The 15132-nt window shown below is 37.3% G+C and carries 14 protein-coding genes; all 14 read right to left on the bottom strand.

The genetic code is table 11. The annotated features are described in order from the left end of the window. Positions 1-139 precede the first annotated feature (139 nt). Positions 140-1261, bottom strand: coding sequence for a murein hydrolase activator EnvC family protein (locus ACWZFG_RS04320; RefSeq protein WP_177505039.1), 1122 nt, complete (start codon positions 1259-1261; stop codon positions 140-142). A gap of 12 nt (positions 1262-1273) precedes the next feature. Then, positions 1274-2161, bottom strand: coding sequence for a permease-like cell division protein FtsX (gene ftsX, locus ACWZFG_RS04325; RefSeq protein WP_147670138.1), 888 nt, complete (start codon positions 2159-2161; stop codon positions 1274-1276). Further along, positions 2151-2837: a cell division ATP-binding protein FtsE gene (gene ftsE / locus ACWZFG_RS04330; RefSeq protein ID WP_147670210.1), complete on the bottom strand. Its 687-nt coding sequence runs from the start codon at positions 2835-2837 to the stop codon at positions 2151-2153. The genes ftsX and ftsE overlap by 11 nt, the downstream gene beginning before the upstream one ends. Positions 2838-2953: 116 nt before the next feature. Then, positions 2954-3682 (bottom strand): site-2 protease family protein, encoded by a 729-nt coding sequence (locus ACWZFG_RS04335; protein WP_418626643.1) that lies wholly within the window; start codon positions 3680-3682, stop codon positions 2954-2956. Between the two features lie 75 nt (positions 3683-3757). Next, positions 3758-4600 carry a YitT family protein gene (locus tag ACWZFG_RS04340; protein WP_147670139.1) on the bottom strand — a complete coding sequence of 281 codons (843 nt, stop codon included), beginning with the start codon at positions 4598-4600 and terminating at the stop codon, positions 3758-3760. Positions 4601-4604: 4 nt separating this feature from the next. Then, positions 4605-5711, bottom strand: coding sequence for a polysaccharide pyruvyl transferase CsaB (csaB, locus tag ACWZFG_RS04345; RefSeq protein WP_455577144.1), 1107 nt, complete (start codon positions 5709-5711; stop codon positions 4605-4607). After that, on the bottom strand, positions 5704-7752 hold the full coding sequence (locus ACWZFG_RS04350; protein WP_455577145.1) for a DUF5693 family protein: 2049 nt from the start codon (positions 7750-7752) through the stop codon (positions 5704-5706). Before ACWZFG_RS04350 ends, csaB begins: the two co-directional genes overlap by 8 nt. A 68-nt stretch (positions 7753-7820) precedes the next feature. Continuing rightward, the gene (locus tag ACWZFG_RS04355; protein ID WP_455577146.1) at positions 7821-8510 is read right to left on the bottom strand and encodes an LmeA family phospholipid-binding protein; all 690 of its coding nucleotides are present in this window, start codon (positions 8508-8510) and stop codon (positions 7821-7823) included. Positions 8511-8577: 67 nt separating this feature from the next. Beyond that, positions 8578-9691, bottom strand: a protein-coding gene (prfB, locus tag ACWZFG_RS04360) for a peptide chain release factor 2 (RefSeq protein ID WP_455577147.1) whose coding sequence is annotated in 2 segments (ribosomal slippage) — positions 8578-9618 and positions 9620-9691 — 1113 coding nt in all. Because the reading frame shifts where the segments join, the coding sequence is not laid out codon by codon here. Between the two features lie 33 nt (positions 9692-9724). Beyond that, positions 9725-12238, bottom strand: coding sequence for a preprotein translocase subunit SecA (secA, locus tag ACWZFG_RS04365; RefSeq protein WP_455577148.1), 2514 nt, complete (start codon positions 12236-12238; stop codon positions 9725-9727). 210 nt (positions 12239-12448) lie between these two features. Then, complete coding sequence (gene hpf, locus ACWZFG_RS04370) at positions 12449-12985, bottom strand: ribosome hibernation-promoting factor, HPF/YfiA family (RefSeq protein ID WP_147670145.1); 537 nt, start codon at positions 12983-12985, stop codon at positions 12449-12451. Positions 12986-13318: 333 nt separating this feature from the next. Then, on the bottom strand, positions 13319-13519 hold the full coding sequence (locus ACWZFG_RS04375; protein WP_147670146.1) for a cold shock domain-containing protein: 201 nt from the start codon (positions 13517-13519) through the stop codon (positions 13319-13321). A 102-nt stretch (positions 13520-13621) separates the two neighbouring features. Next, positions 13622-14341 carry an amino acid ABC transporter ATP-binding protein gene (locus ACWZFG_RS04380; protein WP_147670147.1) on the bottom strand — a complete coding sequence of 240 codons (720 nt, stop codon included), beginning with the start codon at positions 14339-14341 and terminating at the stop codon, positions 13622-13624. Continuing rightward, positions 14328-14993: an amino acid ABC transporter permease gene (locus ACWZFG_RS04385; RefSeq protein WP_147670148.1), complete on the bottom strand. Its 666-nt coding sequence runs from the start codon at positions 14991-14993 to the stop codon at positions 14328-14330. The genes ACWZFG_RS04380 and ACWZFG_RS04385 overlap by 14 nt, the downstream gene beginning before the upstream one ends. Positions 14994-15132: the final 139 nt, after the last annotated feature.

Genomic DNA, 15132 nt, shown 5'->3' on the forward strand with positions numbered 1-15132 from the left:
CATTATAACGCCATTGTTAAAGGTTTCCCCCAGGAAAACCTACCACTCAGCGTTTCAGCGAGGCGAAAGATTATACTCACCGCCTGTTATTTACAGTTATCCCTGCCACCTATAGATGTAGGGAAAATCTTGCTTAGCGTTATAGATAACCGTATGGATCAACCGGTTCCCCATTTACACGAACTTCAAAGTGACAATGCGGGCCTGTAGAATAGCCTGTAGAACCGCAAATCGCAATTAACTGCCCTTGACTTACTTGCTGTCCTACTCCAACTACCAAGCTGTCATTATGTCCATAAAGCGTAGTAATTCCACCACCATGGTCAATAATAACCGCATTACCGTAGCCGCCCATCCAATCGGCGTAAATGACTGTTCCACCATCAGCAGCCACAATCGGATCACCGTAATCAGCACCAATGTCAAGTCCACTATGATAACGTGAAGTTCCAAAGATCGGATGGGTACGCCAGCCATATTCTGAAGTAATCACACCATGCACAGGCCAGATCATCGCACCTGTCGAGCCAGTAGCGCGTCCACTTCCCATTGCCTGCGCGCGAATCATCCGTTCAATCTGTTTCGACGTTTCAAGTAGTTCTTGATAAGTACGTTCTGCTTCATCACGATCATTTACTGCACGGTCTAATACTTCTTGTTTTCTTGCCGTACGCTCTTTCACTTCTTGCCGCTTTATTTCTGCCGCTTTTTTTAATTCAACAATCGCGGCTCTATCATTTTCCAATTCAGTTTTCTTTTGCAATATCAACTCACGTTCGGCCTTTACTTTCATAATTAATTCATAATCATGCTTAATTATGCGTTTTAACAAGTCCATTCGTGTTAGTAAATCATTAAAGTCAGTTGCGCCAAACAATACATCGATATAATTAATCTGCCCATTTTGGTATATATCACGGATTCTTTTATTTAGTACTTTCATCCGTTTAGCGAGGTCTCGTTCTGTTTTTTCTAAGATTTCCGTATTTTTTTCAATTTGTTCTTCTTTTTCTTGCAATTGCGCTTGAATCGATTCATACTCATCCGTTGCAGTTTTTAATTCGCTCTGCAAAATTCTCAGCTGATTTGAAACAGTGTCAACTTCCTGCTGCGCTTGATTTCTCTTACTTTCTTGACTTGACATTCGATTTTGAACATCATTCAATTGACTGTCCAAAGATTCAGCATATACGGTTAGAGTAAACATTACTAGTAAAACGATTGCATTAAAAGCTAAGAACCATCGTCTTAAATTTTTCATGTTCAACTCCTCTTATACATTCATAAAGCGTTTTAATGAAATCGTACTACCAAGCGCTCCAATTGCTGTTCCCACGACTAAAAGCAACAATGTAATATGATTTAAAAACGGATATTCTGGAATGAGTGGCAAAAACGCTAATGTTGAATAAATTTTTGCCGTAACTGCACTATATAAATTTCTCAATAACACGGTCGCGACAATTGCACCTAAAAATCCAAGAACCATTCCCTCCATCAAGAATGGCCAGCGAATAAACCAATTCGTTGCACCTACATATTTCATAATACCTATTTCTTTACGTCGTGCAAATACTGTTAAACGAATTGTATTTGAAATAATAAACAATGTAGCCATCGCTAAAAACACGATAATAAAGAAGCCAAAAATACGAACCATTTTCGTTAGCTCAAACAGTTGCTCAACGACATCTTGTCCAAATTTAGCCGTCTCCACACCCTCAAATTCATTAATTTTATTTGCAGTTGCTTTCACTTCTTCCGGACGTTTCAGCTTTACTTCAAAAGCATTCGGTAAAGGGTTTGTATCTTCTAATGCCTCTAATAATGTTTTTTGATCACCTAGGCGTTCTTTAAAGCGATCCATTGCATCTTTTTTGTCGACAAATTTTATCTCCTCTACAACAGACATCGCTTGAATTTTCTCACCAATCTCCTTCATTTCCCGATCGGACAAATCATCATGCAAGTACACGTTAATTTGTACTTGCGACTCCAGTGCACTTGCCATATTATTTAAGTTCAAAACAATAATCAGAAACATCCCTAAAATCAATAGTGATAAAGCCACTGTACTAATAGATGCAAAAGTCATCCAATTATTTCTCTTTAGAGAAATAAAAACTTCACGAATAAAATATTCCCAAGTTCTAATCTTCATAACCGTATGCTCCCTTCACTTCATCTCGGATAATACGGCCATTTTCAATTGCAATTACACGCTTTTTCATCGTGTCTACAATCGTCTTATCATGCGTTGCCATAACAATTGTCGTCCCTGACTTATTGATTCGTTCAAAAATCCGCATGATGTCCCAGGAAGTTTCAGGATCCAAATTCCCTGTAGGTTCATCGGCAATTACAATCATCGGATTATTTACAATTGCCCTAGCTATTGCAACCCGTTGCTGCTCTCCCCCTGATAACTGACTAGGAAAGCTTTTCAATTTATCATTTAAGCCAACTAAGTCAAGTACACTATTTACTCGTTTTTGCATTTCACGACGCGGTGCCTCAATAACTTGCATAGCAAAAGCTACATTTTCATACACCGTTTTTTCCGGTAACAACCGATAATCCTGAAAAATAATCCCCAATCCGCGTCTTAAATACGGCACATCGGATGCAGACATCGCCAATGTATTGCGTCCATTGACGATTAATTCTCCTTCCGTTGGCAAAACTTCACGGAAAATCATTTTTATAAAAGTCGATTTACCAGCCCCACTTGGTCCGACGATAAAAACAAATTCACCTTTATTAATATCAATATTAATATTCGACAATGCTATAGATCCATTATCATAGCGTTTTGAAACATTCTTCATATGTATCAACTTGAACATACCCCCTCTTTCAGGTCCCAAATTACTTCATGACTTTATATCTTTAGACATTTTTATCGAAAAACCTTTTTCATTTGGAAAAATATTTTGTAAAATTTTGTACAACATTAATACAATAGATTTGCAATATATAGTGTCAAAAGAGATAGGATTCCAACTAATCCCACATACCAAGTAAATACTTTAAAGCGCTCACATTTTGGGAGTGCATAATACGAATCTTTTGTATCAATTCCCGAACTACGCCATAAAAAAAATAAAGAAAAAGCTAAAATAATAAACACGATTTCGTTTTGTGAATAAAGAAATAAAGCAAATAAAATAAACGTCCCTACTGTCCATAAATGTGGAGAAATCGCCCCCATGATCTTTCCGCCATCAAAAGGTTCACAAGGAATTAAATTTAATAAATTTAAAATTGCAGCTGTATAGGATAATACCAATAAAATAATCGAATTCGTCCAAAAATACCAAATGAAACAGACAATTGCGCTAATCGTCCCTAACGCCGGGCCACCAATCGCAATATTGGCTGCCATTTTTGCATTGATTGGCAAACGATTCAGCGATACTGCCGCACCAATAAACGGAATAAAAATTGGAAGACCGGCACGAATGCCGACTACTCTGGCCGCAATTACATGTCCAAGCTCATGAATAAAGAGTAGGATTAAAAATCCCGCCCCATAAACGACACCAAAAGTTAAAGCATACGCCCATAGAGAAATAAGCATGCTGATAAACATCATCCCGATACTATTTACTTTTATTATTGCCAACATTGCAATGAATAACACTACAACCCTTTTTATTATACGTTTAGCTAAAAAAAGCATAATAAATCCTCCATCAAAAACAAAATAGCTGTTATATGCATATGCATATAACAGCTATTTTACGATTCGATAAATTTAATGCTTGTATTGGTTAAACCCTTCGCCAACAACTTCATGCGCATCACTAATAATAAAAAATGCTTTTTCATCATGGTCGTGGATAACTTCTTGAAGTCTAGTTACTTCACTCGTTTCCACAACACAAAGCAGCATTTCTCTTTCCTTACCTGTATATCCGCCACGACCCGAAAGATAAGTTACACCACGCTCTACTTCCTGAAAAATTTTTTCAGCAAGCACATCCGGACGTTCTGCCATAATCCAAAAAGCTTTGCTTGTGATTGCACCCTCTTGGACTAAATCGATAATTTGCGTAGTGACAAAAATAGAAATTGCCGCATAAAGTGCAAGCTCCGGACTTTTAAATGCAAAACCAGCAAATATAACGATACATCCATCTGCAATAAGTAACGCCCGTCCAATACTCACCTGAAACAAATGATGGGAAATCGCTGCTACCAAAGAAGTTCCTGCCGTATTTCCTTTAAACCGAAAAATCAATCCCATTCCAATTCCTGTCAATACACCGCCATATAGAGTATTTAATAAAATATCCTCAGTTAATACTGGCGTATAAGGTGATGTCAGATCAATAAAAACTGACAACATTGTTGCACCATATAACGTTGTTAGACCATAACGTGAACCTAACAATTTAACACCAATAATAAAAATTGGGATATTAAATATTAACATTAAAACTCCAACTGGCAACCCAAATAAATAATGAAGTACTGTAGCCAAACCACTTATGCCGCCACTGGCAATCTTATGTGGAATAAAAAACATATTAAGTGCAATTGCGGTAATCAAAATCCCAAGTGTCATCCCAATGTACTGCCGCACTTTCTTCTTCACTTTATCACCTCTTGGTTTTGCCGCGTGAAATTAATTCAAGCGCTAATTCAGCATTAACGAAAGCATCTCTTCTCAGTTTAGAAATTACAGGTTCAACAGTTTTAGCAAAGGAATCTTTTTCCTGCCACTCTTGATGAATTTTCTCCATTAATTTCTCTACTGTAACATTTTGCAAATCGCCAACACTTTCATCACCCATTGATTTTAAAAATCGATCAATTTTCGGATCATAAGACATTCCAATCATCGGAATGCCCATCACACCTGCAAAAATTAAAGCATGTAAACGAATACCAATTAATAAGTCCAAATTTCCTACTAGAGACAATAGCTCACTCGTTGTATATTCTTCATCAAGTAATACGATTGATTTCGGCATATCAACAGCAATTTTTTTTGCGACCTCAACATCTTCAGGATACTGCATGGGTAAATAGACTATGCGCGCACCAAGCTCATCAACAATCCTTGCTGTTACCGTTGAAATAATATCTTTATAATGAGACCAATCCCGCCATTCGCGGACTGAGATACCAACCAGCGGTTTAGCACCTTCAATTCCATATCTGCGCAAAATTTTTCTGCCAATCTGCCGATCTACTGGATGAATCCCTAAGACCGGATCCGCAGTAACACGAATCGGCGGTTTTTTTACCCCTAAATTATCAAGCTCTTCAAGTGATCCTTCATCACGAACGGTGATTAAATCTATTTTATTTCCAAGCCACCTCATTGCTTTACGAGCAAAAGAGCCACAAATTGGACCAATCCCCTGCGCATAAAGCATCGTTGGCTTTCCTAGCATTTTCGCCAAAAATAAAATGCTCATATAGTAATAAATACTTCGTACACTCGTAACATCTTGCAGTAAACTGCCACCGCCACTAATGACTAAGTCACTCTTGCGAATCACTTTCGCAATCTGCCAATAATTTAACCAATATACAGCATGCACACCATGTCTGCGTTTAGTATCTTCAGGATTTGCAGAAATAACCGTAATATTTAATTTAGGATCCAAATCTGATAGAACTTCTATCATGGCAGCTAACATGGCTTCGTCTCCAGCATTTCTGAAACCATAGTAGCCAGAAACTACAATACTACTCATCTTTCGTTGTTCCCCTTCCCACAAAGGAAGACAAATTATACAAAAGATGTGCCAGTAACATTGCAATCATGCCTACCCCTGCTCCCAAAACCAAGCCGCCTAAACCACGCATAAAGGACATAAAAACAGGCGTACGCAAATGAGCAAATGTCTCTACAAGTGAACCTTGCCCTATCGTTGCAACAATAACCAATACAAAGAATAAGAAATTTGGCCATTTCTTATACACTGCCATAACTGCTAACATAAAAGCAGGATGTCCAATAAACAATTCTTTTGAACGAGGTCTTGCATAAAATACCTGTTCAAGGAAAGCTCTTAACTTTAGTTCAATTGCCGGCACTGGAACACCCATAGTATGCCCAGAACGACCAATAAAAATTAATGCACCTACCGCTGCAACTGCAAAAAAGATTAAACTTTTTACATATACAGGGCAATCTAAAATTTTCTTCACTTGACCAAGAATATTCCCTGAATACTCTTCGCCACCAAACAAATTAAATCTACGTAAATAAGCAATGGTAACTAAAATTATCGGCAATATAAATGTCAACTTTACGCCACGGAAAATGTAAATTTCTAAGAAGTATTCCACATCCCCCAAAATAGAAGCTACATACGCGCCGCCAATAAAAGAAAGGAAGCCGGTTGTAATTAAAGCAACTGCACCAGCTACCATAATTTTTGCAAGTGGCATATTCGATGAAAATTTCCCAGTACGCCAACGATCCATTTGCCAAATTACAGCGAGTGCAGGGAACAAATTCGCACTAGCTAATGCAACAGCGCTACGAACTATAGCTCCTTTGCCTAAAGCTAATGGGGTAATTAAAATTGCTGAAATTAGAATTAACAACATATACTGATAACGATTTCTCATTGGGAAAACCAAGGATAAATAAAGAACTCCCGCCGCTACTGCGCCAACCGTTAATAGAATAAAACAGATTTTTTGCGGATAATAAAGCTCATACGTACCTGCACGACCAATAGTAAATCCTTTTTCCTCTAGACCATCTTTTACATCTTTTACATATTTAAGATTTGTCTCTAAAAGAGTCATACCACTTTCTGGTTTTTCAAAAATTCGCATCAAATTAATGCGAACATTGCGTTCTTCGTCAGTTAAAATCAAGCGTTCAACAGCTTGATTGACTTTCATTTTCACTTGTTCATCTTTTGGTATTGAATATACCCGCGCAGCTTTATAATGATTCTTTTTAACAAGCTCCATTAAACCTTCTTGTTTAAAGAACTGCAATTGCTGTGGATGCTCAATCAAACCTAAAGTAAGCTCATCTGCCTGAAAAGCATTTGCTGTATCTGTAATATAGTCTGGGTGTCCCAAAACTTCATCCCCAGAAAAAATAATATCAGAAACATTAAACCCTTTTAAGCGATCAAATACAGAGCCAATATCTGATTGAGTTACTGCCTGATAATTGCTTGGTCGAGCGACAATATAAAAACCAGCTTCATTCACAATTCGCATTTCTTCTGTGGATAAACCTAAATTCCACTTCAATACTTTTTCTGAATTTGCTTTTGCTGAAATTACTCTTACATTTCCAGCTTGAAGAATGCTTATTCTATCTTCACTGAGTCTTCTTTCTAAATCTTCCTTAACTTCTTTAAACGTAGTTTCATCATGACAAACAATATAGATGTTTTCTGGTACGATTAGACCCTTTTCAATAAGCTGGCACCAACTCGGCTCTGTAAGCAGGCCGCTGTAATAACTATTTAGCAGTGCACTGCCAGAAACAGTCGCTGCCTTTCCATTCTCACTTAATTTTTTTAATGTAGACTCATAAACAGCTAACGAAGATACCCCAGCATCTTTCATTTGTTCCATAACAGTTTGCATTGGAACGCCTTCAATACGAGCCAATTCAACGATATCATCGTAATCAAAAACCAGCTCTACTGTCATATTGTTTTCTTCCACAATATGACGATTCCAGCCTATATATAACGCCGCTATTAACCCTACAATAATACACCCAATCAGCCATCGATTGTATTTGAAATTCGTCACTACTTTCTCCACCTTATGACAAAAATTAAAATTCAGCTATTACTCCGTTTGATAGCTGCCAAAAACTCTTAAGGATGATTATCTGCTACAATTACAGCCCGACCTTGCTCTAATACCACAGATTTTACTTCCACATTAAACGGAAGTTGTTTCAAATCTAACAATACCAAATCAGTAAATAATTTTCCACTAAAATTTCCAATCATTCCATTATCAATATAAAATTTTTCCGTTTTAAAAACAATTTTGCCAGCTTCACTTGCAATTGTTCCTTCCAAACGAATTTCCGCATTAATTAATCCACCAATATTTAAAACGCTCGAGACTTTCACCTGTTCTGGCGTAATCTCTACTTTTGCATCTTTCGCACCTTTTACTGATTGATTAATTGCATGTGCCAATTCTGCCTGGGAAACATACGCACGAAGGACTACATCCTCGATTGAAGCATTCCCCAGTTGATATGTTTTCATTAACTCTCCCATATCAATGCGAACATTATGTAAATTTATATCAAATTGATCAAAAACAACTTTGTCCGTTTTTGCTCTTTCCGCTTTAATTACTATATCATCAAATTGACCCGTAAGCATCAATAGCGCTGGATCCTTTTTTACCTCTACATCCACTTTCTCCGCATTTGTCAAAGTCACAATTGATTTATTAATTACATTGGAAACTGTTTTAGGTATTAAGATTTGACCGAAAATGAGGAACAAAATGATTATACCACCGATTATCCCTAACCGTCTTGCCATTTTTCCTTCCTCCTATCAAAATATCTCCAGACCGCACAAAAGGAGACGGAATAAATCCGTACCCCTTTTATGTATGATTTTCATTTGCAGCAGCGTTTAGATAAGCTTCAATAAACATATCTAACTCGCCATCCATAACCGCTTGTGTATTTCCTGTTTCCGCATTCGTACGATGATCTTTTACCATATTATACGGATGGAATACATAAGAGCGAATTTGACTACCCCATTCTATTGCTTGATATTCACCAGCAATCTCTGCCTTTGCATCTGCCTGTCTCTTTTGCTCCAATTCAAACAATTTCGCTCTTAATAATTTCATACACTGTTCACGATTCTGAATTTGCGAACGTTGATTTTGACATTGTACAACAACACCCGTTGGAATATGCGTCATGCGAACGGCCGAGTCGGTTTTATTGATATGCTGTCCACCGGCACCGCTTGCACGATATGTATCTACTTTCAAATCCGCTGGATTAATTTCAACTTCAACATTGTCATCAATTTCCGGCATAACATCACAAGCCGCGAACGACGTATGCCGCCGTGCATTAGAGTCAAACGGTGAAATTCGCACTAGCCGATGTACACCTTTTTCCGCTTTTAAATAACCATAAGCATTGTGACCTGAAATCATTAAAGTAACGCTCTTAACACCGGCTTCATCACCTGGAAGCAAATCCATTGTTTCCACTTTAAAATTCTTTCGCTCTGCGTAGCGTCCATACATTCTAAGTAGCATTTGCGTCCAATCTTGCGCTTCAGTACCACCTGCACCGGCATGAAGTGTCAAAATTGCATTATTTGCATCATATTCACCTGACAGCATCAATTCTAATTCTAAAGATTCCATGGCTAGTTTGAGATTGTCTATCTCTTCAACTACTTCATCATAAACACTTTCATCACTGTCTTCCATACCCATTTGCCACAAAATATTCATATCCTCATATTTTGCTCGCATCCCTTGGTATTTAACAACACTTTCTTTCACTGCATTTAATTCTTGTGTAGTAATTTGCGCCTTTTCAGGATCGTCCCAAAAAGTAGGTTCACCCATTTTATATTCTAGCTCAGCAATCTGTTGCTCTTTGCCAGCAATGTCAAAGAGAAGTCCCCATTTCGTCAAGCTTTTTCTTTATCTCTACGATTGTTACTCGCAAGTCTTCTAAAAGCACGTTTTCATCTCCCTAAATGCATTGGCAAGAAACTTATTCCTTGCCGCAACATTTTTTGTATTTTTTCCCTGAACCGCATGGGCACAAATCATTTCTTCCTGTTGTGTCATGATTTACATACGGTTTCTTCGGATCTTCTTCCACTTCATCTCCATGAACTTCTTTTGCACCTTCTAAGTGACTCTGTGGTTTTGCTTCCGTCGCGATATTTACTCTAAACATTAATTTTGCGATATCTTCTTGAATGTTCGCAATCATCCCTTGGAACATATCAAAAGCTTCTACTTTATATTCAATCAATGGATTACGTTGACCATAAGCACGCAAATTGATTCCTTCACGTAACATATCCATCTGATCCAAATGCTCCATCCATTTGCTGTCAACCACTTTAAGCATAATTACTTTTTCAAGTTCACGCATGCTGTCTTCACCAAATAACAATTCGCGTTCTGCATAAGCATCTTGTGCTGCTTTTTGTAAAGTTTCTTTAAGTTCATCACGGCTCATTGCTTCAAGCTCAGACTGCACTAACTTGCCTTCTGGCACAAATAAAGCTTCACAAGCTTTGATTAACTTATCTACTTCCCACTCCTCTGGATAAAGCTTTTCATTTGCATAAACGTCCATTTCTTGGTCAATCAATTTATAGATCATATCCATGATATTTTGTTTTAAATTATCACCCATTAGTATTTGACGACGTTGTCCATAAATGACTTCACGTTGTTGATTCATAACATCATCATATTCTAACACGTGCTTACGAATATCAAAGTTACGCGCTTCGACTTTCTTTTGTGCTTGTTCAATTGAACGCGTAATTAATGCATGCTCGATTGGTTCATCCTCTTCCATACCAAGTTTATCCATAATGTTAGCAATATTATCAGAACCGAATAAACGCATTAATTCATCTTCTAATGATAAGTAGAACCGCGATGAGCCTGGATCACCTTGACGACCGGCACGTCCGCGAAGCTGATTGTCAATACGACGACTTTCATGGCGTTCTGTACCAATGATATGCAGTCCACCGAGTTCTTCTACACCTTCACCAAGCACAATATCCGTACCACGACCTGCCATATTTGTCGCAATCGTTACCGCACCCAATTGTCCTGCTCCGGCGATGATCTGCGCTTCCATTTCATGATATTTCGCATTCAATACATTATGTGCTACGCCGCTCTTTTTCAACACGCGGCTAAGTTCTTCTGATTGTTCAATCGACGTTGTACCAACCAACACCGGCTGCCCTTTGCGATGCGCTTCAATAATCGCATTCACAACCGCTTTGTATTTTGCCTGTTTTGTTTTATAGATAACATCTGGGAAATCAACACGCGCAACTGGCTTATTCGTTGGAATCACAATAACAGGAAGACCATAAATTTTAATAAATTCATCTTCCTCTGTTTTTGCCGTACCTGTCATCCCACTTAATTTATCATACATTCTAAAATAGTTTTGGAATGTAATCGCTGCTAGTGTTTGACTTTCACGCTCAATTTTTACGCCTTCTTTTGCTTCAATTGCTTGATGTAAACCATCTGAATAACGGCGTCCAAACATTAATCGTCCTGTAAATTCATCGACAATAACTACTTCTCCATCACGTACCACATAATCTCGGTCACGTTTCATTAACGCTTTGGCACGCAATGCTTGATTAAAGTGATGTGATAACGCAATATTTTCACTATCGTACATATTTTTTACTTGCAAACGTTTTTCAATTTTCGCTACACATTCCTCTGTAGGTAATACAGCTTTTGCTTTCTCATCAATTGTATAGTCCACGCCTTCTTCTAAATCATTTACCGTTTTTGCCATAACCGCATACATCTCGGTAGATTTATCCCCTGCGCCAGAAATGATAAGTGGTGTACGAGCTTCATCAACTAAAATACTATCTACTTCATCGACAATCGCATAGTTTAGTTCACGTTGTACCATTTGATCTTGATAAATCACCATATTATCACGTAAATAATCGAACCCAAACTCATTATTCGTACCATACGTAATATCCGCAGCATATGCATCCTTACGTTGATTAAACTCAAGTCCATGTGCAATTAAACCAACGCTTAATCCTAGGAAATTATATAATCTGCCCATCCATTCACTATCACGACGAGCTAAATAATCATTTACCGTAATAACATGAACACCTTTACCTGTTAATGCATTTAAATATGTAGGCAATGTACCAACTAAAGTTTTACCTTCACCAGTACGCATTTCTGCGATTTTACCTTCATGCAAACAAATCCCGCCTAATAATTGCACATCAAAATGACGCATTCCTAGTACGCGACGCGATGCTTCTCTTACAACAGCAAATGCCTCTGGAAGTAAATCATCTAGAGTTTCCCCTTTATCTAAACGAAGTTTAAAGTCTTTTGTCTTAGCCGCCAATGATGCATCGCTCAAATTTTGCAAATCTGCCTCTAAAGCATTGATTTGTTCCACTCGTTCCATCATCCGTTTTATTTCTTTTTCGTTGCCATCACCAAATATTTTTTTTATAAAACCGAACAAACTGTATCACTCCTTGAACTATGTACGCATATACTCATACACTATTAACCTATTTTAGAATTTTATCAAACTATGATCAATAAGTCAAAACTATATAGGTAAAAAATTCAATCATTTTCCCTTTCTTATTGTATACCAAAACACAAAATTATATTTTTATTTTTTTCACATAAAAAGACCTCGCATTTGCGAGGTCTTTTCGCTTTAATTTTACTCTGGTTCAATTAAGGCATATCTGCCATCTTTACGGCGATACACAACATTGACTTCTTCACTCTTCGCATTTCTAAATACAAAGAAATCGTGATTAATTAAGTTCATTTGCATAATCGCTTCTTGAACATCCATCGGTTTTACTGGGAATTTTTTCGTCTTTGCGACTGGATATTCTTCTGATTCATCATTTTTTTCTACAACAGGAGCTGTTGCGGTTTCAAATTTAAACCCGCCTGTACGAAAACGTTTCGTTAATTTTGTTTTATGTTTATGAATTTGACGTTCTAATTTTTCAATCACAAGATCAATGGAAGTATACATATCCATTGTGGATTCTTCTCCTCGAAGCAACATACCATCTACAGGTACAGTTACCTCAACAATATGCCGTCCTTTCGTCACAGTAAGTAATGCGGTAATTGCCCCAACATCATCAAAATATTTTGTTACTTTGCCAACTTTTTTTTCTACATAATCTTTTAATGCTGGAGTGATCTCAATGTTTTTTCCTCTAATAGTGAATGTTGCCATAGCACCCATCCCCTTTCCTGTGTCCTATGTATTATATATTCTGCATAAAGAAAAAAACCCCTTCTTTTCATAAACGAATATTCTGAAACTTTACACAAAATTTTATATTTTTCGCCAAAATAATCATTTCACTATCAAAAGTTTACATTTTTAGTGATTAAATTATGCAATTCTTTTGATTCTAGAGAAGAGTAAAATTCTATTTACTTTAAAAGAATTTAGGACAAGGAATAAATACAACATAAAGACTTCCGCATGATTAAACTACAAATTGTTTTCATAAAATATAAAACCCGGCCTACTTTCATAAGCCGGGAAAAATAATTCTATTTATTAAGCTGTTTTTGTAACGTTAGAAGCTTGTGGTCCACGTGCGCCATCAACGATTTCAAACTCAACGCCTTGACCTTCAGCTAGAGTTTTAAATCCTTCATCTTGAATAGCGGAAAAATGTACGAAAACATCGCCACCATCTTCTCTTTCAATAAATCCGTAACCTTTTTCTGCGCTAAACCATTTAACTTTACCAATCATTATGAAATTCCTCCTAGAAATAAACTGGCACATCGAACTCGATGACCACGTTATCCATTATATCCATGATGGAACTATTTGTCAACCTCAAAAACCTTGTGTTTAAAGGATTTTTGATAAAAATGTTTTTGTCCGTTCCTCTTGTGGCGATTCAAAAATCGCTTTCGGAGATCCTTCTTCAACAATTTTACCTTCATCGACAAAAAGCACCCTGTCACCAACCTCACGAGCAAATCCCATTTCGTGAGTAACTACGACCATTGTCATCCCCTCTTTTGCAAGGCTCTTCATAACATCAAGCACCTCGTTTACCATCTCTGGATCAAGCGCAGAAGTAGGTTCATCGAAAAGCATAATTTTAGGCTTCATCGCCAGTGCTCTAGCAATTGCTACACGTTGTTGCTGGCCTCCAGATAATTGAGATGGGTATGCATTCGCTTTATCTTCAAGCCCGACTTTTCTAAGCAGACTCAATGCAGTTTCTTTCGCTTCCTCTTTGGAAATCATTCTTACTTTCATCGGTGCTAATGTAATATTTTCCATCACCGTCATATGTCCAAATAAATTAAAGCGTTGAAAAACCATCCCTACTTCAGTACGAACTTTATTGATATTTGATTCATTGCTCAACGGAATTCCGTCCACAATAATTTCGCCATCTGTCGGCTGCTCCAAATAATTAATGCAACGCAATAACGTACTTTTCCCGGAGCCACTTGGTCCGATAATAACAACGACTTCTTTTTCTTCTATTTCTACATTAATACCTTTTAAAACTTCAATCTTACCAAAAGCTTTATGCAAATTTTTAATACTTATCATCTATTTTGTACCTCCGCTCCAAATACGCAACTAAGCGGGAAATAGTAAGTGTCATAATCAAATAAATAAAAGCTACACTAATCCAAATTTCCAACGAACCATATGTACGCGCAATAATTAGCTGCCCACGACGTGTAAGCTCTTCAAATCCGATAACTGAAACTAGTGAAGAATCTTTTAACATCGCAATAAACTCGTTGCCAAGTGGTGGAATAACACGTTTAAAGGCCTGCGGTACAATAATATAACGCATCGTCTGCCCCCAACTCATCCCAAGTGAACGTCCTGCCTCCATCTGACCTTTATCAATTGACTCAATCCCAGCCCGAAAAATTTCTGCAACATAAGCACCACTATTAATACTACAAGCAGTAATCGCAGCAATAAACGGATCAACCCTCATACCAGTAATTATCGGTAATGCAAAATACATAATAAAAATCTGCACTAAGAGTGGCGTTCCACGAATAAAGTCAACATAAACTGCCGCCAGCGTCCTTATCGGCCAAAACTGTGCTAATCGTGCAATTCCCGCAAATAAGCCGATAAACAAACCTAACCCAACACTAATTAGCGTGATTTTTATCGTTACTATTGCACCTTCTAATAATAATGGCATTGAATTTGCCACCAAGGAAAAATTAAAATCCATACATATCCATCCTAACAATTCATAATTACTAACCATTCTTGTATATTCATACTAATGATTATAGTAAAAAGGAGAAAACGTGTCAACGAAAAAAGTGGCTATAGATCTTTTATTCAAGGCTTAATAAAAGATTTTCTCT

This window comes from Anaerosinus sp., assembly GCF_965318445.1.

Bases quoted from the DNA above. Each gene is read 5' to 3' on its own strand.
- ACWZFG_RS04320 (WP_177505039.1), bottom strand. From the start codon at position 1,261: ATGAAAAATTTAAGACGATGGTTCTTAGCTTTTAATGCAATCGTTTTA.
- ftsX (WP_147670138.1), bottom strand. From the start codon at position 2,161: ATGAAGATTAGAACTTGGGAATATTTTATTCGTGAAGTTTTTATTTCT.
- ACWZFG_RS04335 (WP_418626643.1), bottom strand. From the start codon at position 3,682: ATGCTTTTTTTAGCTAAACGTATAATAAAAAGGGTTGTAGTGTTATTC.
- csaB (WP_455577144.1), bottom strand. From the start codon at position 5,711: ATGAGTAGTATTGTAGTTTCTGGCTACTATGGTTTCAGAAATGCTGGA.
- ACWZFG_RS04355 (WP_455577146.1), bottom strand. From the start codon at position 8,510: ATGGCAAGACGGTTAGGGATAATCGGTGGTATAATCATTTTGTTCCTC.
- hpf (WP_147670145.1), bottom strand. From the start codon at position 12,985: ATGGCAACATTCACTATTAGAGGAAAAAACATTGAGATCACTCCAGCA.
- ACWZFG_RS04375 (WP_147670146.1), bottom strand. From the start codon at position 13,519: ATGATTGGTAAAGTTAAATGGTTTAGCGCAGAAAAAGGTTACGGATTT.
- ACWZFG_RS04380 (WP_147670147.1), bottom strand. From the start codon at position 14,341: ATGATAAGTATTAAAAATTTGCATAAAGCTTTTGGTAAGATTGAAGTT.
- ACWZFG_RS04385 (WP_147670148.1), bottom strand. From the start codon at position 14,993: ATGGATTTTAATTTTTCCTTGGTGGCAAATTCAATGCCATTATTATTA.